The 22,191-nt window shown below is 62.1% G+C and carries 22 protein-coding genes; 9 read left to right on the top strand and 13 right to left on the bottom strand.

The window, feature by feature from the left end; all coding sequences use genetic code 11:
• Positions 1-6: 6 nt before the first annotated feature.
• On the bottom strand, positions 7-1,272 hold the full coding sequence (locus IE038_RS08225; protein ID WP_163934899.1) for an Hsp70 family protein: 1,266 nt from the start codon (positions 1,270-1,272) through the stop codon (positions 7-9).
• Positions 1,273-1,439: 167 nt separating this feature from the next.
• Here IE038_RS08225 and cbpA point away from each other — a divergent pair, with 167 nt between their 5' ends.
• Both cbpA and IE038_RS08215 read left to right on the top strand, forming a co-directional pair.
• Positions 1,440-2,405: a curved DNA-binding protein gene (gene cbpA / locus IE038_RS08220; protein WP_189395444.1), complete on the top strand. Its 966-nt coding sequence runs from the start codon at positions 1,440-1,442 to the stop codon at positions 2,403-2,405.
• Positions 2,406-2,407: 2 nt separating this feature from the next.
• Positions 2,408-2,710 carry a chaperone modulator CbpM gene (locus tag IE038_RS08215; RefSeq protein ID WP_163934902.1) on the top strand — a complete coding sequence of 101 codons (303 nt, stop codon included), beginning with the start codon at positions 2,408-2,410 and terminating at the stop codon, positions 2,708-2,710.
• Positions 2,711-2,760: 50 nt separating this feature from the next.
• Here the strand turns inward: IE038_RS08215 and IE038_RS08210 are convergent, their stop codons facing one another.
• From IE038_RS08210 to cbiE, 10 genes are all read right to left on the bottom strand, one after another.
• Positions 2,761-3,282 carry a GNAT family N-acetyltransferase gene (locus tag IE038_RS08210; RefSeq protein ID WP_163934905.1) on the bottom strand — a complete coding sequence of 174 codons (522 nt, stop codon included), beginning with the start codon at positions 3,280-3,282 and terminating at the stop codon, positions 2,761-2,763.
• A 6-nt stretch (positions 3,283-3,288) separates the two neighbouring features.
• The gene (locus IE038_RS08205; protein WP_163934908.1) at positions 3,289-3,810 is read right to left on the bottom strand and encodes a GNAT family N-acetyltransferase; all 522 of its coding nucleotides are present in this window, start codon (positions 3,808-3,810) and stop codon (positions 3,289-3,291) included.
• A gap of 177 nt (positions 3,811-3,987) precedes the next feature.
• The gene (locus tag IE038_RS08200; RefSeq protein WP_163934911.1) at positions 3,988-5,352 is read right to left on the bottom strand and encodes a PepSY-associated TM helix domain-containing protein; all 1,365 of its coding nucleotides are present in this window, start codon (positions 5,350-5,352) and stop codon (positions 3,988-3,990) included.
• Positions 5,353-5,401: 49 nt separating this feature from the next.
• On the bottom strand, positions 5,402-7,477 hold the full coding sequence (locus IE038_RS08195) for a TonB-dependent copper receptor (protein ID WP_189395443.1): 2,076 nt from the start codon (positions 7,475-7,477) through the stop codon (positions 5,402-5,404).
• An 80-nt stretch (positions 7,478-7,557) separates the two neighbouring features.
• A complete protein-coding gene (locus IE038_RS08190) occupies positions 7,558-7,974 on the bottom strand; it encodes a DUF2946 domain-containing protein (protein WP_163934914.1) in 417 nt (138 codons plus the stop codon).
• Positions 7,975-7,993: 19 nt separating this feature from the next.
• Positions 7,994-8,461, bottom strand: coding sequence for a copper chaperone PCu(A)C (locus IE038_RS08185; RefSeq protein ID WP_163934917.1), 468 nt, complete (start codon positions 8,459-8,461; stop codon positions 7,994-7,996).
• 46 nt (positions 8,462-8,507) lie between these two features.
• Entirely contained in the window at positions 8,508-8,894 is a 387-nt protein-coding gene (locus IE038_RS08180; RefSeq protein WP_189395442.1) for a DUF2946 domain-containing protein, read from the bottom strand.
• A 119-nt stretch (positions 8,895-9,013) separates the two neighbouring features.
• Complete coding sequence (locus tag IE038_RS08175; protein ID WP_189395441.1) at positions 9,014-9,730, bottom strand: cobalt-precorrin-6A reductase; 717 nt, start codon at positions 9,728-9,730, stop codon at positions 9,014-9,016.
• Positions 9,727-10,821 (bottom strand): cobalt-precorrin-5B (C(1))-methyltransferase, encoded by a 1,095-nt coding sequence (locus IE038_RS08170; protein WP_163934922.1) that lies wholly within the window; start codon positions 10,819-10,821, stop codon positions 9,727-9,729. The genes IE038_RS08175 and IE038_RS08170 overlap by 4 nt, the downstream gene beginning before the upstream one ends.
• Positions 10,814-12,025: a precorrin-6y C5,15-methyltransferase (decarboxylating) subunit CbiE gene (cbiE, locus tag IE038_RS08165; RefSeq protein WP_189395440.1), complete on the bottom strand. Its 1,212-nt coding sequence runs from the start codon at positions 12,023-12,025 to the stop codon at positions 10,814-10,816. The genes IE038_RS08170 and cbiE overlap by 8 nt, the downstream gene beginning before the upstream one ends.
• Positions 12,026-12,141: 116 nt before the next feature.
• Between cbiE and cobG the strand changes: the two genes are divergently transcribed.
• The 7 genes from cobG (at position 12,142) to IE038_RS08130 (ending at position 18,725) form a co-directional block, all read left to right on the top strand.
• Positions 12,142-13,470 carry a precorrin-3B synthase gene (gene cobG / locus IE038_RS08160; RefSeq protein ID WP_189395439.1) on the top strand — a complete coding sequence of 443 codons (1,329 nt, stop codon included), beginning with the start codon at positions 12,142-12,144 and terminating at the stop codon, positions 13,468-13,470.
• Positions 13,463-14,089, top strand: a complete 627-nt coding sequence (locus tag IE038_RS08155; RefSeq protein WP_163934925.1) for a precorrin-8X methylmutase — start codon at positions 13,463-13,465, stop codon at positions 14,087-14,089. The genes cobG and IE038_RS08155 overlap by 8 nt, the downstream gene beginning before the upstream one ends.
• Positions 14,089-14,820: a precorrin-2 C(20)-methyltransferase gene (locus IE038_RS08150; RefSeq protein WP_163934928.1), complete on the top strand. Its 732-nt coding sequence runs from the start codon at positions 14,089-14,091 to the stop codon at positions 14,818-14,820. Before IE038_RS08155 ends, IE038_RS08150 begins: the two co-directional genes overlap by 1 nt.
• Positions 14,820-16,520: a precorrin-3B C(17)-methyltransferase gene (cobJ, locus tag IE038_RS08145; RefSeq protein ID WP_163934931.1), complete on the top strand. Its 1,701-nt coding sequence runs from the start codon at positions 14,820-14,822 to the stop codon at positions 16,518-16,520. The genes IE038_RS08150 and cobJ overlap by 1 nt, the downstream gene beginning before the upstream one ends.
• Positions 16,521-16,627: 107 nt before the next feature.
• A complete protein-coding gene (locus IE038_RS08140; protein ID WP_163934935.1) occupies positions 16,628-17,320 on the top strand; it encodes a hypothetical protein in 693 nt (230 codons plus the stop codon).
• Positions 17,321-17,395: 75 nt separating this feature from the next.
• The gene (locus IE038_RS08135; protein WP_189395438.1) at positions 17,396-18,100 is read left to right on the top strand and encodes a hypothetical protein; all 705 of its coding nucleotides are present in this window, start codon (positions 17,396-17,398) and stop codon (positions 18,098-18,100) included.
• Positions 18,093-18,725 carry a hypothetical protein gene (locus IE038_RS08130; RefSeq protein WP_189395437.1) on the top strand — a complete coding sequence of 211 codons (633 nt, stop codon included), beginning with the start codon at positions 18,093-18,095 and terminating at the stop codon, positions 18,723-18,725. Before IE038_RS08135 ends, IE038_RS08130 begins: the two co-directional genes overlap by 8 nt.
• On the opposite strand, the gene IE038_RS08125 is transcribed toward IE038_RS08130, so the two are convergent.
• Together IE038_RS08125 and IE038_RS08120 are read right to left on the bottom strand one after the other, a co-directional pair.
• Complete coding sequence (locus IE038_RS08125) at positions 18,722-19,318, bottom strand: MarC family protein (protein WP_163934944.1); 597 nt, start codon at positions 19,316-19,318, stop codon at positions 18,722-18,724. The two genes, IE038_RS08130 and IE038_RS08125, sit on opposite strands and share 4 nt — an antisense overlap.
• Positions 19,319-19,342: 24 nt before the next feature.
• Positions 19,343-22,126, bottom strand: a complete 2,784-nt coding sequence (locus tag IE038_RS08120; RefSeq protein WP_189395436.1) for a hybrid sensor histidine kinase/response regulator — start codon at positions 22,124-22,126, stop codon at positions 19,343-19,345.
• Positions 22,127-22,191 lie beyond the last annotated feature (65 nt).

Raw genomic sequence — 22,191 nt, 5'->3', positions numbered from 1 at the left:
CGCCTCTTAGCCGTAGCGCTTGCGCGCCTCGATCGCCAGGCCGCTGCCGATACTGCCGAAGATGTTGCCTTCGACATGGCGAGCGTTGGGCAGCATGGCCGCCACGCTTTGGCGCAGCGCCGGGATGCCGCTGGAACCGCCGGTGAAGAACACCGTATCGACCTGTTCGACACTGACGCCTGCCTTGCCCAGCAGCTCATCGACACTGCCACGCACGCGCTCCAGCAGGTTTTCGATAGAGGCCTCGAACAGGGCACGAGTGAGGTTCACGTCCAGGCCGGGTTCAATTCGGCCAAGGTCAACGCGGCGGTTGTCGGCGTGGGTCAGCTCAATCTTGGTTTCTTCCACTTCCATGGCCAGCCAGTGCCCGGCACGCTGTTCAATCAGTTTGAACAGGCGGTCGATGCCACCGGTGTCTTCGATGTCGTAGCGCATGCTGCCCAGGGCCAGTTGGGATTTTTGCGAGTACACCGAGTTGATGGTGTGCCAAGTGGCCAGGTTCAGGTGATAGCTGGTTGGCATCAGCGCCTGGCTTTTCATGCGGCTACCGTAACCGAACAGAGGCATGACGCCTTGCAGGCTCAGTTGCTTGTCAAAATCGGTACCGCCGATATGGACGCCGCCAGTGGCGAGGATGTCGCTGTGCCGGTCATCGAGCATGTGCCGCTCTGGCGCCAGGCGCACCAGGGAGAAGTCCGAGGTACCGCCGCCGATGTCGACGATCAGTACCAACTCTTCACCGGTGATGCTCGACTCATAGTCGAACGCTGCCGCGATGGGTTCGTACTGGAATGAGACCTCCTTGAAGCCGATCTTGCGGGCCACTTCGGCCAACGTGTCTTCGGCTTCCTGGTCGGCCACCGGATCGTCGTCGACGAAATGCACCGGGCGACCCAGTACCACTTCGTCGAAGGCACGGCCGGCGTTGGCTTCTGCACGCTTTTTCAGCTCGCCAATGAACATCCCCAGCAGGTCCTTGAACGGCAGGGCGGTGCCGAGCACGCTGGTATCGTGCTTGATCAGCTTGGAGCCCAGCAGGCTCTTCAGCGAGCGCATCAGGCGGCCTTCATAGCCTTCCAGGTACTCGTGCAGGGCCAGCCGACCATAGGCCGGGCGGCGTTCTTCAATGTTGAAGAAAACGACCGACGGCAGGGTAATCTTGCCGTCCTCCAGGGCGATCAGCGATTCCACATCTGGGCGATGCCAGCCGACGGTGGAGTTGGAGGTGCCGAAGTCGATGCCGCAGGCACGGGCCGGGGATGCGTGATTCATGGAATGCGGTTCCGGGGGAAAAACGGCCGCGCAGTTTATGCCAGCCACCGGCAGAATCAAGACCGAATATCTGTCCGGGAGCAAACCGCAGGGCGTCTTGAAAGGCTATGCTTGACCCCAATCTCTATAAGCAGTGATGCATTCGATAACTGATGGTGATTCCTTAGATGGACTTCAAAGACTACTACAAGATTTTGGGCGTAGAGCCGACGGCGGATGACAAGGCGATCAAGACTGCCTACCGCAAGCTCGCGCGCAAATATCACCCTGACGTCAGCAAGGAGCGTGACGCCGAGGAAAAATTCAAGGAGGCCAACGAGGCCTACGAGGCGCTGAGCAGCCCGGAAAAGCGCGCCGAGTACGATGAGTTGCGCAAGTACGGTCAGCATGGCCGGCCGTTCCAGGGGCCTCCGGGTTGGGAAAGCCGTGGTGGTGCCGGTGCCGGTGGTGGTTTTGCGGGTGGCGATTTTTCCGAGTTCTTCAGTTCTATTTTTGGTGCCGGCGGGCGTGGCAACGGCAGCCCATTTGGCCGTGGCCAGCAGCAACGCAGTGCCGGGCGGCGAGGGCAAGACGTGGAAATGGAACTGGCGATTTTCCTTGAAGAGTCGCTGTCCAGCGAGTCGAAGCAGATCAGCTTCAAGGTGCCGCAATACAACGGCCATGGCCAGCGCACCGGGGATACCACCAAGACGCTGAACGTGAAGATTCCTGCCGGTGTCACTGACGGTGAGCGTATTCGCCTCAAGGGCCAGGGTGCGCCGGGGATTGGCGGTGGTGCCAATGGCGACCTGTACCTGACCATTCGCATGGCACCCCACCCGCTGTTCGATGTCGAAGGTCATGACCTGATCATCACGGTGCCGCTGGCACCGTGGGAGGCGGCACTGGGCACCAAGGTGGCGGTACCGACCCTGACCGGCAAGATCAACCTGACCATTCGTCCGGATAGCCAGAGCGGCCAGCGCCTGCGGGTCAAGGGCATGGGCCTGGCCAACAAGCAGGGCGAGCGTGGCGACCTCTATGCGCAGTTGAAGGTCGTGATGCCGAGCCAGTCCGATGCCGCTACCCGCGAGCTGTGGACCAAACTGTCGGAGAAGGCCGGGTTCAATCCGAGAGCACAATGGAGTAGCTGAGTATGAGCACCCTGATCGTTCAACTGGATATGCAGACCTTTTGTCAGGAAGCCGATCTACCGGCGGCCTATGTGATCGAAATTGTCGAACACGGCATTGTTGAACCTTCAGGGCGAACGCCGGAAGAGTGGTTGTTCGATGAGCAGGCCTCGGTCCTGGCCAGGCGCGCAGCGAAACTGCAGCGCGACCTGCAACTGGAGTGGGAAGGCGTCGCGCTGGCGCTCGAGCTGCTGGAGGAAGTGCAGCAACTGCGTAGCGAGAACAGCATGCTAAGGCAGCGCCTGGGACGTTTTTTAAAGGTCTGACCCAGGTTGTCTTGCTGCCGGCGCCGGCCTTCCCCGAGCCACGCTACCGGCTACAGCAGCTTGTAGTACAACGCGGTCGGCCGGTAGGCGCCATCCGGTCCACAGGCATAGTCGGGAATTTCTCCTGCACGGGTGTAACCTTGCGACCGATAGAACGCTTCGGCCTCTGACCCCGCCTCGGTATCCAGGTACAGCAGGCCGCGCCGTTCTTTGCGGGCCGCGTGCTCCAGCGCCTGCATCAACTGCTGGCCCAGCCCGCGTCGGCGGGCATTGCCATGCACCAGCAGCTTCTGCACTTCGGCACGATTAAGGCCATTGGGCTTCTGGCACAAACTGAGTTGAACACTGCCCAGCACATCCTTGTCTTTGCTGACGACCCACAGCAGCAACTCGCCCGAGGTCAGGCGTGCCTTGACCTCGTCGAAATAGTTGTTGGCCTGCTGTGCGTCGAGGTCCGCGAGAAAACCAACCGATGCGCCCTGGCGCACGGCGTCAAGCAACAGCGCGACCAGGCCGTCGCGGTAATGCGCAAAACTTTCGTGGGTCACGCGGTGTAACTGGGCAGCATTCATCAGCGGTCACTCCATGGGCTGTGCACCCGGGTTGAGGATCAGTTGCATGAAGGTCAGGTCCAGCCAGCGGCCAAATTTCACCCCCACTTGAGGCATGTGCCCGTTCAGGGTGAAACCCAGGCGTTCATGCAGGTGAATCGACGCCTGGTTGCCGCTTTCGATAGCCGCCACCATCACGTGTTTGCCGCGAGTCCGTGCGCGTTCGATCAAGGCCTGCATCAATGCCGGGCCAAGGCCTTTGCCACGTTGATCGGCGCGGATGTAGACCGAATGCTCGACCGTGTGGCGAAAGCCCTCGAAAGGACGCCAGTCACCGAATGATGAGTAGCCTAGCACCTCACCGGCTGCGTCGACGGCCACCAGGATCGGGTACTGTTGTGTTTGGCGTGCCTCATACCAGGCCCGGCGATTATCCAGGTCGACCGGTTGTTCGTTCCAGATCGCGGTGGTGTTCAGCACGGCGTCGTTGTAGATGTCACGGATGCCCGGCAGGTCGGCATGAACGGCATCGCGGATCAGGTAGGTCATGGCAGGTTCTCAAGGCGTAAGGCAGGTATTCAGGTTAAAGGGTTACCAGCCCGCGTACACCCTCGGCTTGCATGTTTTTGCCAAAGTCTTTTGCCACTCAACCGCGATAATTTGCCCATTATCGCGGCGTGTTTTGTTGGGCCTGCAGCGCCCAGCGTGCGAGGCAGGCCTGAGAGGTCAGGTGGCCGGTATCAGCACACGACGGCCCAGCCCCCGGTCCAGCAACCACACCACCAGCATCGAGGCACCCACCAGCGGGAAGACAATGCCCAGGACAAGCATGATCACGGTGGCTGATTTCCAGCGTGGCAGGTCATGCCGCAGGGGGGGGACGCCCAACCCACCCTGAGGCCGGCGTTTCCACCAGATCACCAGCCCGCTGACCGAGCCCAGCAGGATCATCAGGCAGATCAGCAGCACGATGAGCTGGTTGAGCAGGCCAAAGAATTTGCCCTCGTGCAACATCACCCCCAGCTCAGTGGCCCGGGCAACGCCGTTGTAATCCTGCCAGCGCACGTCCACCAGCACCTTGCCGGTGTACTGGTCGATATGCAGGGTGGCGTCGTTACGTGGGTCGTCGGCGAACACCGCGATGGTGAAAACACCTTCGGCCGTGCTTGGCAGGGTGATGCTGTAGCCCGGTTCAACCTGACGCGCCCTGGCGATCTCTTCAACGTGTTGCAGACTCACCTGTGGCTGGGCAGGTGCCGAGTTGGCTGCCGTGTGACCGGCATGTTCAGCATGAGCGCCAGATGCTGGCATTGGGGTGTTTTCCATGGCCCAAGGCACGGTCTGCCGGTTAGCGTTGTTGAGGGTGCGGGCCTGCTGGTCTGACTGCGGTACGTTGTTCCACATGGCTGCTGGGAAGCGGTTCCACAGGTCGGCGTATTGCTTGCCCCAGAAACCCGTCCAGGTCATGCCGCTGAGTAACATCAGCAACAGCAAGGCTGAGCCCCAGAAGCCACTGACGGCGTGCAGGTCGCGCCAGAACAGGCGTCCGCGTGCACCCAGGCGTGGCCAAAGCACGCCCCCCGAGGACTTGCCACGGGGCCACCACAGGTACAGCCCGGAAACCACCAGGACGACGCCCCAGCCTGCGGCCAATTCCACCACGCGGTCACCGACCGTACCGATCATCAACTCGCCGTGCAGCGCTCGGGCCACCGCTTGCAGGTTGCGCTTGGCATCCTGTGCGCCGAGTACCGTGCCGGTGTAGGGGTCGATGAATACATTCAGTTCTCGCCCGCCCTCATGGACCACGAACTGCGCACTGCGATCGGTCGCTGGGGCTGGCAGGTACTGGCCGATATGCCCCTGTGGGTAAGCCTGTTGCACCTGCTGTTGCAGGGCATCTGCGGTTTGCCGGTGATGGCCAGCTTCGACCACCATCAGGTTGCGGTACATCAGCGGATCAAGCTGCGGCTTGAACAGGTAGATGATCCCGGTGATGGCCAGCAGGATCATGATCGGGGCCACGAACAACCCGGCGTAGAAGTGCCAACGCCAGGCCAGGTTGTAGAAAGAAGGTTGTGTTTTTTTCATTGCACGCTCCAGCGGTGTGGGCGCGGCTTTTCAGCCGCGCCCCGATGCATCAGAAACTCAGGTCAACTTTGGTCCAGAACGTACGCCCTGGCTCGTTGATCGCTTGTGGGTCGTTGGCCGGGTAACCGAAGCCGGCGTTACCCGCCAGGTTCAGGTGTTCGGCGTAGGCTTTGTCGAACAGGTTGTCGACGCCCGTGCTGAGCTTGAGGTTCTTGTTCACGCGGTAGGCACCGTTGAGCGAGAACACGCCGAAGCCCGCACTTTTTTCATAGTCCTTGCCGACCACGTTGCCCTTGTTCTCATCAATGCGGTTCTGCGCGGCTACCACGCGCCACAGCGCGCCGGCGCTCCAGTCATCGCGACTGTAGGTCAGGCCCATACGGCTTTCCAGCGGTGGCATTTGTGGCAGGGCCGCGCCATCGCTGCTGTTCTTGCCCCAAGCGTAGGCCAGGGTGGCATCGGCCTTCCAGTTGGAGGTCAGCTTGTAGGCCGCACCGAGCTCACCGCCCATGATCCGTGCGTCGATGTTCTGTGCCTGGGAGCTGTTCCGGGTGTAGTCGAACAGGATGTAATCGCGCACCTGGCCAACGTAACCGGAGGCCCAGGCTTCGAGCACGTCGGTCTGGTACTGCACACCAAAATCGAGCTGGGTGGTTTTCTCCGGCTTGATCGCGTCGAAGGCATTCACCGAGCCATCAGGGCCGGATTTGGGCGAGAACAATTCCCAGTAGTCCGGGAAGCGCTGGGCATGCCCGAGGCCGATGTAGGTGGTGGCCGGGATGGCTGCCAGGTCGTGCTCATAGCGTACAAAACCGCTGGGCAGGGTGTCGGCACGGGTGTCGCCGTAGGTGGGGTTCGGCCGCGGCATCATGCCAGAGGTGGTCTTGCGAAAGTCCTTGGCCGAGGCGCGGTCCAGGCGTGCGCCGCTGATCAGTCGATCCTGCTGGGTGGTTTCCCAGGTCAGTTCACCAAACACGCCGTAGTTGTGGAAGTCGGCATCTTTGGTCCACGGTTTGTCCTTGTGGGCATCGATGCCCATGCCGCCACGTTTGCGGTGTTCGTTGGTCTGCGCATCGATACCGCTGATCAGCGTCACATCGGCCCAACGCCAGGTCGCCTTGATCCGCGCACCCATGGTGCGGCGGTCGACGTTGCTGACCATCGGCCCGGCCATCATGCCGCTGGTGGGCGTTGTGCGCAGGCTGTAGTTGTCCATCACGTGGTCGGCGTAGTTGTAGTAGACCTGGGCCTCTACCTTGTCGAGCACATCACCAAGGTTGGATTTCTCGAAGCGCAGGCCCAGGCTTTCGCGCTTGAACTGCGAGCCGTCCATGCCGCGCCCGGCATACCGCGCTTCGCCGTCGCCCTTGCCGGCAGTCAGCTCCAGCAGGGTATCGGCGTCTGGCGTCCAGCCGAGGGCGACGTCGCCGTTCCACTTGTCCCAGCGGGACGGCACGGTGTCGCCATTGCCATCCTCGTAGTCATCGGAATGCGATTGGTTGCCGATGACCCGTACATAACCCAGTTGGCCGCCTGCCGCCGCGTCCAGCACCTTGTCGAAGCGGCCGTTGGAGCCGGCCAGCAGGCTGGCGTTGACCCGGCTGCCAAGCTCACCGAATTGCTCGGGCTCGCGGTCGAAGAGGATGGTTCCTGCTGATGCGCCTGGCCCCCAGAGCACGGTCTGCGGGCCTTTGATCACGGTCAGGCGGTCGTAGGTTTCTGGTGCGATGTAGGACGTCGGCGCGTCCATGCGGTTCGGGCAGGCGCCCAGCATCACGCCGCCGTTGGTGAGGATGTTCAGGCGCGAACCGAACATGCCGCGCAGCACCGGGTCGCCGTTGGTGCCGCCGGCGCGAATGGCGGAGAAGCCGGGGATGGTCTTCAGGTAGTCGGCACCGTCGCTGGCGGGTACTGGCTGGCGAGGGTCCTTGGGGTTGGTGACCACGGTCAGCGGTGAGCTGGGCGCCACGGCGGTGATGACCGTGGGGCTCAGTTCGGCGGGGTCTTGAGTGTGGTTCTCATGGCCTTGGTCGGCAGCCAGGATGAACGGGCTGAGCAGGGAGCCACAAGCCACGGCGATAGTGCCGCGCAGGGACAGACGAAACATAGCGGTGCAGCCAGACATAATCATTCCAACGTTTTTCAGTCAAAGGCAGACGTCGACCTTCGGGCAGGAGCCCGGGCCGAGTTCGATACAGAGTGGGTTCAGACTGAAAACGGGATGGGTGGAGCGCGGGTTCGGGCGCCTGGGAAGATGGCTTGGCGGGCGTGGCCCTGGCGTGGCAGGGCAATCAGGCCGGTGTTGGCCGGTGCGACGGCGCTCTCCAGCAGGTTGTGCGTCTGGGGCAGGGCCGGGCAGTGGAAGAACAGGCTGCAGTAGCCGCATTTCTCCCAGAGGACGTGCAGTGATGGCGAGTCGTTGTGTGCCCCGGTCGCTTGAGCACCATCGTGGCAGGCCATCTCCATGCCCATCTCCATGCCAGTAGGCATGGAGGCGCGATGATCCATCGGCATCGACTGAGAAATCAGCGGGCCGATGAAGATCATCAACATGGCGAACAGGCTCAGCCAGCTGCCGCGCAAGGTCGCGGGCCGGATCTGGCGCTGGCGCAAGGTGCTCATCGCGGTTACGCGTCAGCAATCAATGGCTGTGGGCAGTTCCTTCGGGTGGCTGCTTCTGCACCGCTACCTCAACCGTAATATCGCCGGCCTTCTCGAAATGCAGGGTGAGTGGGAAGCGCTTGCCGTCGCTTAGCAGGCTGCGGTCCTTGGGTTGCATCAGCATGACGTGATAGGCGCCAGGGGCGAAGGTCAGGTCGCTGCCGGCGGGAACGACCACGCTTTGCACCTGCTGCATCTTCATCAGGCCATCTTTCATCACGTGTTCGTGCAACTCGGCGTTGTCGGTGATGGGCGATGCGACACTGAGCAAGCGGTCGGCACTGCTGCCCTTGTTGTGAACAACGAAATAGGCCGCCACAGTGGGCGCGTTGGGCGGCAGTTCTTGCGACCATGGGTGCGCGATATGCAGATCGCCCTTGGTGTATTCATGGGCGTTGGCAAACGTCACCGGCAGCAGGGCGGCCAGGGCAAAGGCTTTCAATAGCATGGTAGTTCTCCAGTCGATTCGGTTTCGCAACGGATAGCGTAGAGAATCAAACCAGAGGTGGGGCGCGAGGATTGAGGGCGGGCCACAATTGCCGCGGTGTTGGCTGGAGGGTGATAAACAGTGGTTGCGGTACGCCGAACGCCTGTTCGGGCAACAGCAACCGTGGTGGTTGTGCCGGTAGCGCGAGCACCGGCGCCGATCCGGAGCAGCACCAGCAATGCTGCATCACCGAATGATCGTCATTTGACGGCCCGGGCTCGCTCTGGCCCAGCGAAATCGCCACCGACTGCGTACCACTGGCAGAGCAGAACGCCCCCCACAGCAGTTGTTCGGCTTGCCCTTTGGGTGCGGCCGCGGACAACGGCATCGCCAGCATGTTCACCAATACGGCGATGCAGGCGATCCAGGCGTAGGCAAGCCGTTGTCGTGGCATGGAGAGATCCGGTCAGGAATCGTGAGTGGTGGCCATTTAGCCAGAAGTGTCAGTATAAGTACAAAAGCCCGGGTGCGATGAAGTGCCGCAGGCTTGGCTCGGCAAATCGATCCTGGCGCTTAGCGCAGCGCCTCCAGCAACGCTTGTGTTGACCAGAAGGTCCGGTCTGCCTCGGGCAGTGTCGGGCGCTTGAGAATCAACACCGGCACCCCGCGCTCGCGCGCCACGTCCAGTTTGGGCTCGGTGGCGCTGCTGCCACTGTTCTTGCTGATCAACACATCGATTTGCCGACGTGCGAACAGGGCGCGCTCGTCGTCAAGGCGGAACGGCCCACGCGCACCGATGATTTCGCAGCGCTCGTTGCCGGGGCAGGTCTCCAGCGCGCGCAAGGTCCAGAACTGCTGGAGCGGGATCTCGTCCAGGTGTTGCAATGGTTCGCGGCCCAGGGTGAACAGCGGGCGCTTGAAGGGGGCCAGCGCCTGCATCAGTTCGTCCCAGTCTGCAACTTCACGCCAGTCATCCCCGGGCTGTGCTTCCCAGGCCTTGCGACGCAGTGCCCAGCACGGGATGCCGACCTGTTTGGCAGCCAGGACGGCGTTACGGCTGATGTGTGCGGCATACGGATGGGTGGCGTCTATCAGCAGGCTGATGCCCTCTGCCCGCAGGTAAGCGGCGAGCCCTGGCGCGCCGCCGTACCCGCCAACCCGTACCTGACAGGGCAGGTCCTGTGGCACCCGCCCAACGCCTGCCAGGCTGTAGACATGTTCGGGGCCCAGTTGACGTGCAATGGCCAGGGCTTCGGTGACGCCGCCGAGCAGCAGGATACGTGGGCTCATTGCACACCTGCCTGGCCGACAATGCCACCTTGACGGTCGATGGCGAAGACTTCCACCTGCACCTGGGCCGGGACGATGGTTTGCGCGAAGGCTCGAGCATGCGCGCAGACGGCATCGCCCAAGGCCACGCCTGCCGCGTGAGCCAGCGCCAGCGCCTGTTGGCTGGTGTTGGCCTGGATGATGGCCGCCTGTAGTTCTGTGTCGGCACCTATAGCGGCCGCCCAACCGGCCAACTGTGGCAGGTCGATACTGGAGTGGCGGCTGTGCAGGTCCATGTGCCCGGCGGCCAACTTGCTGATCTTGCCGAAACCACCACAGATACTGAGCTTGTCGACGGGCACCTTGCGCAGGTGCTTGAGCACCGCACCGACGAAGTCGCCCATTTCGATCAGGGCAATTTCCGGCAAGTGATAGTACTGGCGCATGGTGTCTTCACTGGCATTGCCGGTGCAGGCTGCGATGTGCAGGTAGCCGTTGGTTTTGGCGACATCGATGCCTTGATGAATCGAGGCGATGTAGGCCGCACAGGAAAACGGCCGGACGATGCCGCTGGTGCCGAGAATCGACAGTCCACCGAGAATCCCCAGGCGTGGGTTCATGGTTTTCAAGGCGAGGTTTTCGCCATCGCGGACATTCACCGTCACCTCAAAGCCGCCAGCATAGGCGGCTTCTTCTGCCAGCCGTTGCAGGTGTTCAGTCATCATCTTCCGAGGTACAGGATTGATGGCTGGCTCACCTACCGCCAGCACCAGCCCGGGGCGGGTTACGGTACCGACGCCGCTGCCGGCGACAAACCGTACGCCGGGCTGTGCTTGCAGGCGAACGCGGCTATAGAGCAGCGCACCGTGGGTGACATCCGGGTCGTCACCGGCATCTTTGAGCGTTCCCGCTTCGGCGCCGTCGTCGAGCAAGCGGCAGAACTCCAGGCGCATCTGCACGACCTTGCCCTTGGGCAGGGTGATCTGCACCGCATCACTGGCTTGCCCGGTCAGCAACAGGCGGGCCGCCGCGAGGCTGGTGGCCGTGGCGCAGCTACCGGTGGTCAGGCCGCTGCGCAAAGGGGCGGGTTGTTCGGCCGTTTCGTCACGCATCAAGGGGTTTGACCAGATCGAGCAGGGTAATGGGTAGCGCCTGGCGCCACGTGTCGAACTCACCCAGCGGCTGCGCCTGGGCGATGTGAATGCGGGTCAGTTCACCGCCGTGGCGCTCACGCCAGTCGGCCAGGGTGGCCTCGCTTTGCAGGGTCACGGCGTTGGCGACCAGGCGGCCCCCAGGGCGTAGCTGTTCCCAGCAGTGTTGCAGGACACCCTCGCGGGTGACGCCGCCACCGATGAAGATCGCATCGGGCCGCTCCAGGCCTGCCAGCGCTTGCGGTGCGCGCCCACGGATCAATTGCAGGCCGGGTACGCCGAGTGCATCGCGGTTGTGTTCGATCAGTTGTTGGCGACCTTCGTCAGCTTCGATGGCCAGTGCCCTGCAACTGGGGTGCGCACGCATCCACTCAATACCGATGGAACCGCTGCCGGCACCAACGTCCCAGAGCAGTTCGCCGGGTTGCGGAGCGAGCCGGGCGAGGGTGATGGCGCGGACATCGCGCTTGGTGATCTGGCCGTCATGGCGAAAGGCGGAATCCGGCAGGCCGGCCAAGGTCGACAGGCGCGGTGCGTCGGGGTCGGCCTGACAATCGATGGCGACGACATTCAGTGCTGCGACGTCCGGGTTCGACCAGGTCGTGGCATGTCCTTCGTGTTGACGTTCCAGCGGGCCACCCAAGTGCTCCAGCACCACCAGGCGGCTGGCGCCAAAGCCGCGTGCCCGTAGCAGTTCAGCGAGCGCTGCCGGGCTGCTGGCGTCGTTACTCAGCACCAACAGGCGCTGACCGGTATAGAGGTGAGCGGCAACGGCAGCGACCGGGCGGGCAACGACCGAGAGGGTGACCACGTCTTGCAGCGGCCAGCCAAGCCGGGCAGCGGCCAGCGAACAGGAAGACGGTGCCGGCAGCACCGCCATTTCACGGCCCTCGACCTGGCGTGCCAGGCTGGCGCCAACGCCGTAGAACATGGGGTCGCCACTGGCCAATACGCATACCGGTTCACCGCGCAGCGCCAGCAACGGCGCCAGCGAAAACGGGCTGGGCCAGAGCACGCGTTCGGCGCCAATGCAACGCGGCAGCAAGGCCAACTGCCGTGGGCTGCCAAACACCCGCGCAGCGCCGAGCAACGCCCTGCGGGCTTGCTTGCCGAGGCCGTTGAAGCCGTCTTCGCCGATTCCTATCAGGGTGAGCCAGGGGGCCATGCCACATCCTCTACACTGCCAATCCGACCAGCAGGCTTATCCTGCGGCCGGACAAAGCAGGCATAATACCGCGCCTTCCCACAACCAGCGCCTTTTGACGATTATCGGGTGATCTTTTGAGCGAGCTTGAGCCGACCCCTGCGTTCCGCCCCTCGGCCTGTCCGGGGTTGTGGCGCATTGTCCAGGCGTTGGATGGCGGCATTTCCCGGGTCAAGCTCAATGGTGGTGAAATCAGTGCGGCTCAAGCTGATGCAGTGGCCGATGCGGCTGAGCGCTTTGCCGTCGGGGTGATTGAGCTGACCAACCGCAGCAACCTGCAGATACGCGGTATCGGCTCCGAGCGCGAGGGGCTGATCGCCTGTTTGCTGGCGGCTGGTCTGGGGCCTACCCAGATGGCTGGCGATGATGTGCGCAACGTGATGCTCAGCCCTGCGGCCGGCCTGGATCGCGCCATGCTGTTCGATACCCGGCCCTTGGCGCGGCAGATTCTCGAGTCGTTGCAAAGCAGTCCGCGTTTCCAGCAATTGTCGCCGAAATTCGCCGTGCAACTGGATGGCGGTGAAGCGCTGACGATGCTGCAGCATCCCCATGACCTATGGCTCTCGGCCCTTAGCCTGGACGGTCAGGCCTGGCTGGCGTTCGGGTTGGCAGGATGCCCAGGCCAGGATGCTGCGCTGGGTGCAGTACCACTGGCACAAGGGCATGCCTTGGTACTGGCAGTGCTGAACGCGTTTCTCGATCTGGCCACGCCCGAGCAGGCGCGTATGCGCCAGTTGTTGGCGACGATGGGCGTGGAGGCGTTCGTCGCCCGCTTGCCCCTGACGCTGCGGCGCGATGCTGCCGTCCGCCAATGGCGCAGGGTTGCGGGTGACCTTGTCCAGCCACTGGGAGTCTATCCACAGCTTCAGCCTGATCGTGCGGCTGTCTGTGCAGTGGCCCCGTTGGGACGGTTGAGTGCCAGGCAATTGCGCGGTGCTGCACAACTGGCCCGTGAGTTCGGCGACAGCAGCTTGCGCATGACCCCGTGGCAGGGCGTGCTTATACCGAATGTCGCGGTTGAGCAGGCCTCTGCGGCTTTGGCCGGTTTGAGTACGTTGGGGTTGCTGTGTGATGTGAGTGACCCCCTGGCCCGACTGGTGGCATGCACCGGTTCGACGGGCTGTGCCAAGGCGCTGGCTGACACCAAGGATGATGCCCTGCGGCTGGCACCGCTGCTGTCCCGACCGGACCGGGTCGGTGCTGTCCACCTCAGCGGTTGCAAGCGCTCCTGCGCCATGGCCCATGCCGCGCCAGCTACGTTGTTGGCGGTGGGCCCCGGTCACTATGACCTGTATTTACACGACCCGGCGCAGCCGGGCCTGGGCGTCCTCAGCGGGCGCGATCTGACAATAGAAGAAGCGGGCGTTTATCTGGACACCCGTTTATGGAGCAACATCGATGATTGATTACATCCGCGACGGCCAGGAGATTTATCGCAACTCCTTCGCCATCATTCGCCAGGAAGCCCGTCTTGAGCGGATTCCGGCTGATCTGGAAAAGCTCGCGGTGCGGGTGATCCATGCCTGTGGCATGGTCGAAGTGGTTGATGCCCTGCGTTTCTCGCCGGGTGCGGGCAAGGCCGGGCGCGATGCGCTGGCGGCGGGTGCGCCGATTCTCTGTGACGCGCGGATGGTTGCCGAAGGCATTACCCGTGCACGCCTGCCGGCGAACAACGAGGTGATCTGCACCCTCAAGGACGACAGCGTGCCGGACCTGGCTCGTGAACTGGGCAATACCCGCTCGGCCGTGGCGCTGGAGCTGTGGCGACCTTACCTGGAAGGCAGTGTGGTGGTGATTGGTAATGCGCCTACTGCCTTGTTCTACCTGTTGGAAATGATTGATGCCGGGGCGCCCAAGCCTGCCCTGATCCTGGGGTTCCCGGTGGGCTTTGTCGGGGCTGCCGAGTCCAAGGCCATGCTCGCCGCCGATAGCCGTGGCGTGCCGTTTGTGATCGTCGAAGGCCGCCGTGGCGGCAGCGCCATGGCCGCAGCGGCGGTCAACGCCCTGGCCACGGAGGTGGAGTGATGCAGGCTCGTGGACGTTTGCTTGGCCTGGGCGTCGGCCCAGGTGATCCGGAACTGATCACCGTCAAGGCCTTGCGCCTGCTGCGCGAAGCGCCGGTGGTGGCTTACTTTGTCGCCAAGGGCAAGCGTGGCAATGCGTTCGGCATCATCGAAGCGCATTTGCAGGATGCCCAGACCCTGCTGCCCCTGGTTTATCCGGTGACCACCGAAGCACTGCCAGCGCCGTTGTCCTATGAGCAGGTCATCAGCGATTTCTACGATCAGGCCAGCCTTGAAGTGGCCGCGCACCTGGATGCCGGTCGCGATGTGGCGGTGATCTGTGAAGGTGATCCGTTCTTCTACGGCTCCTACATGTACCTGCACGACCGCCTCGCCGAGCGTTACGCCGCCGAAGTGGTGCCAGGCGTCTGTTCGATGCTCGGTGGCGCCTCTGTGCTGGGGGCGCCGCTGGTCTATCGCAACCAGAGTCTGTCGGTCCTCTCGGGCGTGCTGCCGCACGAAGAGCTCAAGCGCCGCCTGGCCGATGCCGACGCGGCGGTGATCATGAAGCTGGGGCGCAACTTCCCCAAGGTCCGTCAGGTGCTGAGTGAACTGGGTCTGGCCGAGCGAGCGTTGTATGTCGAGCGGGCGACCATGGCCAATCAGAAGATCGTCGCGCTGGATGAGGTCGACCCGCAGTCATCACCTTATTTCTCGCTGATTATTGTGCCGGGTGAGAGGTGGCAAGGGTGATGGTGCGCAAGGCTCCGGCCATCGTGATTCTTGGCAAGGGCAGCCTGGCCACTGCCCGGAAAATCCAGCAGGTGTATCCCGACGCCCTTATCCATGGTCTGGCAGGCCGGGTCGAGGGTGTCGACCTGAGTTATCAGGCGTTCGGCCAGACCCTGCGTCAGTTGTATCAGCAGGACACGCCGATCATCGCCCTGTGTGCCGCCGGTATCGTCATCCGTACCTTGGCCGACCTGTTGTTGGAGAAGGGCGCCGAGCCGCCGGTGCTGGCCGTGGCCGAAGATGGCAGCGCCGTGGTGCCCTTGCTGGGCGGCCTGGGTGGCGTCAACGTAATGGCCCGCGAGATTGGGGCTGGCCTGGGTGTGGCGGCAGCGATTACCACCAGTGGCGAACTGCGTTTTGGTACCTGCCTGCTCAACCCGCCCAGTGGCTATGCACTGGCTGACCTTGAGCTGGGCAAGCGCTTTGTCTCTGACCTGTTGGCCGGTGAGCCGGTGCGTATTGAGGGGGCGGCGCCCTGGCTGGCTCAGGCGCAACTGCCACATGATGAGCATGCACAGCGTTCGATTCGTGTGGGTTGTGAAGCCCGTGAGCCCTCCGCCAACGAACTGCTGATTCACCCTCGCTGCGTATTGGTGGCAATCAGTGCAACACTGCCCGAGCCCGCTCAGGCCGTGCGGGCTGCCTTGCAGGCGGCGAAGATTGCCGAACCTGCACTGGCTTGCCTGCTGGCGGCAGACAGCGAGATGAGCAGCCCGGCGCTACGTGATGCTGCGGCTGAGCTGGGCGTTGCCCTGCGTTTCGCTCCGGCTGCTGAAAGTGTCGTGGCGCTGGCGGCACAGGCGCTGCCTCAACTGCTACCGCCTCAGGCGATGGGTGAAGGGATTGCCATTGCTGTGGCCAGTCAGCCTATCGACGTTCAGTCGATCGGTCGTGCCCGTGGTCGACTGGCGGTGATCGGCCTGGGGCCGGGGGCTGCGGAGTTCATGGTTCCGGCGGTCAAGGCCGAGCTGGCCCGTGCCAACGATGTACTGGGTTACGAGACCTACGTGCGTATGGCCGGCCCATTCCGCGACGATCAGGTACTGCATTGCACCGATAACCGCGAAGAGATGCAGCGAGCACGTCACGCGTTCGAGCTGGCGGTTCAGGGTCGTTCGGTAGTGGTCGTGTCGTCGGGTGACCCTGGCGTGTTCGCCATGGCGGCGGCGGTACTTGAAGCCCTTCATGAGTCGGACGATCCGGCCTGGCATGCGGTTGACCTGGAGATCCTGCCGGGGGTTTCGGCTTCGCTGGCTACTGCGGCTCAAGCGGGTGCGCCATTGGGCCATGACTTCTGTGTGCTGTCGCTGTCGGACAACCTCAAGCCTTGGTCGATCATCGAAAAGCGCCTCGACCTGGCCGCTCAGGCTGACCTGGCGCTGGCCTTCTACAACCCGATCTCACGCGCGCGGCCCTGGCAGCTTGGGCGCGCCATGGATATCGTGCGTCAGCACCGCACAGCGCAAACCCCGGTAGTCCTTGGCCGTGATATTGGTAGGCCGGGGCAGACATTACGGGCAATCACCCTGGGCGAGCTGACTCCTGAGCTGGTGGATATGCGCACCATGGTGCTGGTGGGATCCTCCACTACCTGCGTGTTCCCTCGTCCTGAGGGTGGCCAGTGGGTCTACACGCCACGTTGGTACCCTGAGCAAGGCTGATCTGCCGAGGAAGGTTTTCGCTCCTGACCTGCCATGGCCTGTTTGAGTAGTTTGATCGGGAAATCCCAGTGAAGGGATTTTCCGATCACTACAAGGACTACTCAATCATGAGCGAAAACAACGAAGTACTTAGCATCGATTCTGCAGCGGTAGTGGAAAGCTCGCTGGTTGCATTCGGCGCCGGCATGTCCCTGCAAAGCCGTAACGACGCCAAAAACGCTTACCTGTTTGCCACGCTGGCGACCAACAAACTGTTTGATCCGACGACTCAGGGAGAGGCCTGGTTCAATCAGTTCCTGAAGGTCATGCAAGATTGTGGCTGGGTGACAGCGCATCGCACCTACGAAAAGGAAACGACTTCCGGTCAGTCGATCAAACTCTCGAACGTGGTGGTCAAGGCTGTCCAGGCAGCCGCAGCTGCTGCAGTACCAGGTGCCCCAGCGGTGGCGGTACTCGGGGATCTGGCACGCAAGGCGATCGGTGGCCTGCCCGAGAGCGATCAGGCTTTTTCGCTGTTCAAGCGTAACGTGAACCAAAAGACGGCCGCGGTGGTAGGTGTTGCTTCGTGCATCGAGACTGCCGATGGTGAGGTGGTCATGGCCCTGGGTGCTATTCAGCGTCGTGCCTGCGCCCATGATGTGGATGTGCTGTTCTTTGACTGGGATTCGGCTTCTTCCGAAACCTACAAAGGCACTGCAGCGCTGTCATTCAACAAGGTGATCTACGATCGTCTGCGCTCGCGCATTGAGCAGCAGTTGGGCGATCGTGCGCTGTCCAAAATCCTCGACTACGAAATCTGACGATATGTCGTCGGCGAGATGAGCCGCCATGCGGCTCATCTCGGTACGGAAGCCTATTCAGACGAGGAGGTGAGCATGGATGTCGACGGTTATAGCATTTGGATCAATGGTGGCAGCCTGTTATTTGTCGCGCCACAGGTTAAGGACGCTGAGCGGCAGGCGGTATTGGACTCGCACCTGTACGCGCAATTGCTGGCAAACAAGCGTGCAGGTTCGCGTTTTACTCAGCATGAGACGTGGTACCGCACGTATCGGACCGCCCTGACGGACCGTGGCTGGTTGCTGACACAGCAGTATCAAGCGGTAGAAACGGTTTCGGCGCTAGCGCCTGTTGCGCCTGTTCAGCCGCTTCAGACGCAACTTGTCAGCCAGTGCCCAGCGTTCCGTGAGGTGCTGGCGAACGCTGTCGAGGCCTTGCGCCAAGCGCCGGACCTGCAGGTGCTGGACGTGCTTCGCCAGCAAGTGGTGCAACCGCTTGAAGCCAGCACGGTTACCCATATTGCGCTGGAGGTCGGCGTGGTTCAGCCAGGGCCTGTTGTGTTGTTCAACAGCGTTGTCCTGGGCACTGAGCAAGTGCCGGGTGAGCATTGGCTGGTTGAGCCGTTGGCGGCCCGGTCATTGATTGGCGAGACCCGCCTTCAGGGCTTTTCTGCCCAACTGGAGTCGAGTCTGTATGAGCCTTATCGCCAGAAACTGGCGAGCTTGATGGCAGAAAAGCGTCAAGCGTTCCCGTACACCAGCAAGGTTGAATCCATTCACGGAGCGGTCACCCATGGATAACGTTCAAGCGTCGGTGGTGGGGGCCAGTGTGGTCTCGTTTCTGCCGGGTGTGTCTGCCCAGCAGCGGGAGTCTGTGCAATTGGCAACCCTGTTTGCCCAGCGTGCAGCCTTGAGTGCCTATAAGGATGGTCAGGTGGAGGACTGGTACAGCTACTACAAGAACCAGCTGAAGTACTTTGGCTGGGATGCGACCCCAGCCGATGCGACGTATCGCCCTGATCCGAGTCGACAACGCGTGGTCGAACAGGCGCTGGAAAAGATTTCCCAAGTGGCCGGCAGGCCTTATGCCGAGGCGAGTCGGCGTTCGATTGACGCGCTGGAGAAGGACGGCAATGCCTTGTCGCTGTTCGAGAGCCGCTCGAGGAACCTGGACTATGCCTATTTCCAGTTGATCCCCTGTAGCCAAGGCGCTTCAGGTGTTGTCGACATGGTGCTGTACCATGAAACGCTCAATATCTCGGAGCAGAGCCGCGGTTTTCTGTTTCAGTCGAACACGACTGTTTCATCCTCGCGGGCGGAACTGGTGCGCTTCAATACGCGCGGGTTCGAGCACACACACCGAGACCGGGTCCTGGTGAGGTTGAACAGTGTCCTGCAGAAAGAAATCCTCAGTCTGGAGCTCTAAGGGAGAAGGTAGCCTTTTATCCCGGTAAAGATGATTTGCGCCGCCAGGGCACAGACGAACAGCCCCATCAACCGGCTGACGATCTGCAAGCCCTGGTCGCCGAGCAGGCGTTCGATGCGGTTGGACAGGTACAGTACCAGGCCGACCGTGAGGCTGGCCGCAGCGATACTGATGATGGCCAGCAGCTTGTCGTCCCAGTGCGGTTGGCCAACCCCCATCACCAGCAACGCACCGATGGTACCGGGGCCGACCGTCAGCGGGATGGTCAGTGGCACGATGGTGACGTCTTGATTCACGTTGTCGGTTTGCACCGCAGACTTGCCCTGTGCCATGCCTAGTGCGGAGATGAATAGCACACTGCCCGCACCGATGCGGAAGGCGTCGGCGGTGATGCCGAAAATGCCAAAGATCGCCCGTCCAAACAGGTACAGCAGAACGCTGGAGACGAGCACGCCAATGGCGACTTTCCAGGCCAGGTGCTTGCGCTCCTTGCTGGAGTAACCACGTGTCAGGCTGATGAAGCAGGACAGAACAAAGAACGGGCTGTAGAGCACGAGCATTTTCAGGTAGACACTGAACAACTCATGAAGCATGGCATGGGCTCGCGGCAGATGGACTCAAAGGAGTGTATCAGTGCCTGTCGTCTGGCTGGCCTCTTGTTCTCGACGAACCACCCAGTGTTCGATCAGTTCGCGCAGTTGTGACAGCTCAACGGGCTTGGCCATATGTCCGTCCATGCCGGCCAGGCGTGCGCGCTCTTTGTGTTCGGCAAGTATATGCGCGGTCAGGGCTACCACGGGCGTGCGCTTGCGTTGGGTGTTGGCTTCCCAGGCGCGCAGTTGTTGCGTGGCGGAAAAGCCGTCCAGCACGGGCATTTCGCAATCCATCAGGACCAGGTCATAGCGCTGTGCTTTCATTGCCGACAGGGCCTCTTCACCGTTGCTGGCCGTGTCAGGCTCCAGGTTGAGCTTGCCCAGCATGCCGCGAATGACCTTGGTCGAAATGCTGTTGTCTTCGGCGACCAGAATGCGGAAGTCGTTGGGTAACTTCAGTGGCTGCTGGGAAAGCGCTGCGATGGGGGGCAGGTGCGGTCCCTTGGTTCGCTGGCTGAGCTCTTCGGCCAGGGTCGTCTTGAGGGTATAGCCGGCCACGGGCTTGGCCAGGATCCGCTTTACCCCGGCGTTGCGCGCAATGATCTTGCTCGGCGCGTTGCTGATGCCGGTGAGCATGATCAGCAGGATGTCGTGGTTCAGGCTCGGGTCTTCCTTGATCTTCGCGGCCAACTGCATGCCGGTCATCCCCGGCATGTTCTGGTCGAGCAGTACCGCATCGAAGTAGTCCCGCAGATGGGCCTTGGTACGCAGCAGGGCCAGCGCCTCCTTGCCCGAGGGTACGGCGCTGACGTTCATGCCCCAGGCACTGCACTGCTGTACCAGCACCTTTCGGCAGGTGTCGTTGTCGTCCACTACCAGTACGCGAGCGTCACGCAAAGGGCCATCCAGGTCGGCGGCAGGTTGCTCCAGGCGTTGCGGGTCCAGCGGCAGGGTTATCCAGAGGGTGTTGCCCTGATTGGGGCTGGTCTTGATCCCGAACTCGCCGTGCATCAGGGTGATCAACTGCTTGGCGATCACCAGGCCCAGATGCCCGCCCAGCTTGCTTTCAGAGAGGTAGTGCCGGCTGTTCAGTTCGGCTTGCAGCAAGGTATCGCGATCGCTGTCGGACATCGGCTGGCCGCTGTCCTGAACGGCGATGCGCAAGCGTGGGGCATCAGTGCGTTGATCCAGGGCTACCACCAACAGGATTTCGCCTTGATCGACGGTCTTCAGCGCGTTTTCCAACAGACCCAGCAGAGCCTGGCGCAGGCGTGTCGGGTCACCACTGATAACCCGTGGGACTTGTGGTTGGGTGAAACTGATCAACTCGACATTCTGTTGCTCGGCCTTGGCCCGGAAGATACCCAGGCAGTCTTCGATCAGGGCATTGAGGTCGAACTGCACGTCGTCGAGTTCGATCTGCCCGGACTCCAGCTTGGAGATGTCGAGGATCTCGTTGATCAGGGTAAGCAGCTCGTTACCGGCGCTATGAATAGTTTGTACATAGTCACGCTGTTTGACGGACAGCGGAGTACCCAGCAGCAGTTCTGTCATGCCCAGCACACCGTTCATGGGCGTGCGGATTTCATGGCTGATCCTGGCGAGAAACTCGGCCTTGGCATTGACCTCGGCATTGCTTGCAGCCAATGCCCGGCTGGCACTGAAGCGCGCTTCTCTGATGGTGCGCAAGCGTTCACTGACGGCCAGGTTCAGCAGCAAGCCGCTGAGTGCGGTCAGACCGAGCAGGATGAACAGTAACCATTGGGTCGGTGTGCGTGTGAGCACCAGCAAGGCCGGGAGCACGACCAGGCAGCCGATGTTGAACACCAGCATGGCCAGGGTGAGCAGCCTGGCTGGCGCATAGCCCTTGTAGCAGTGATGGCTGGCCACCAACAGCATGCTCAGGCTGCCCAACGCCATCAGGGCGTAGGTCATCAGGTTCAGCGGCAGGGTATCGACAAACAGCAGCACCAGGCCGCAGAGGCTGATCAAGAGCATGTCTGCCTGCAGCAGGCGCGTCAGGCGGGGCTGATCGAAGCCATTGAAAAAGCGTGCGGTAAAGACCAGGCCGCACAGCGTTGCCAGCAACGCTGTCAGGTACGCCGCAGGGGTTTGGGCGGAGTGCCAGAGGTTGATCCAGGGGCTACCGAGGTTCAGCAGGATCAGTGCGCTGAACAGCATCAGGCCCTGGTACGCAGCCAGCGCCAGGCTGGTGGTCGAGCGCGAATAGGCAAAACGGGCAAGGTTGTGCAGTATCAGCATGCCGATGCAGCCGAACAGCAGGCCGAACATTACGGCTTCACGCTGGTCGGCGGCGGCCTCGGCGGCCGGTTGCAGGCTAATGTCGGGGCGCAACTGGTGATCGGACACCAATCGTAGATAGACATCCAGTGGCTTCGTGCTGTTGGGCAGCCGTAACAAGTGGTCACTGCTACGCAGCACGGGCTCGCTGGTGTCGCCGACACGGCCATTGAGTGACTGCCTGAGCAGCACGTTGCTATCCAGCACATACAGATCAAGGCTGGAAAGGTCCGGGGCGAAGACACGCAACAGTTGTTCGTTCTCGCCCGGGGGGAGTCGATAGTGCAACCACAATGCGTGATTGGGGGCGGCAGCGTTGAGTTGGCTGAGCTGGATAGGGCTGAACTGGTTTCGGTAACGTTCGGAGCGTACATCGCTCAGTTGCAGGTTGGCTTGCTCGTCAAGCAAAACAGCCCAGCCACCGCCATGGTCGGCAGACGCCGGAAACAGGCAGAACAGGGTCAGCAGGCTGACGGTGAGGCCAATGGCAATCCTGAGCCGACGCACGACGAAATCCCTTCCTTAGCTGAATGCCGGGGTACCACTATGCGCGGCGCGCCGAGACGAAGGCA

This window comes from Pseudomonas laurentiana, from assembly GCF_014648275.1.
GTDB lineage: Bacteria > Pseudomonadota > Gammaproteobacteria > Pseudomonadales > Pseudomonadaceae > Aquipseudomonas > Aquipseudomonas laurentiana.
Note: the sequence above shows the minus strand (reverse complement) of the source record. Positions and strands in the feature narration are given on the sequence as shown.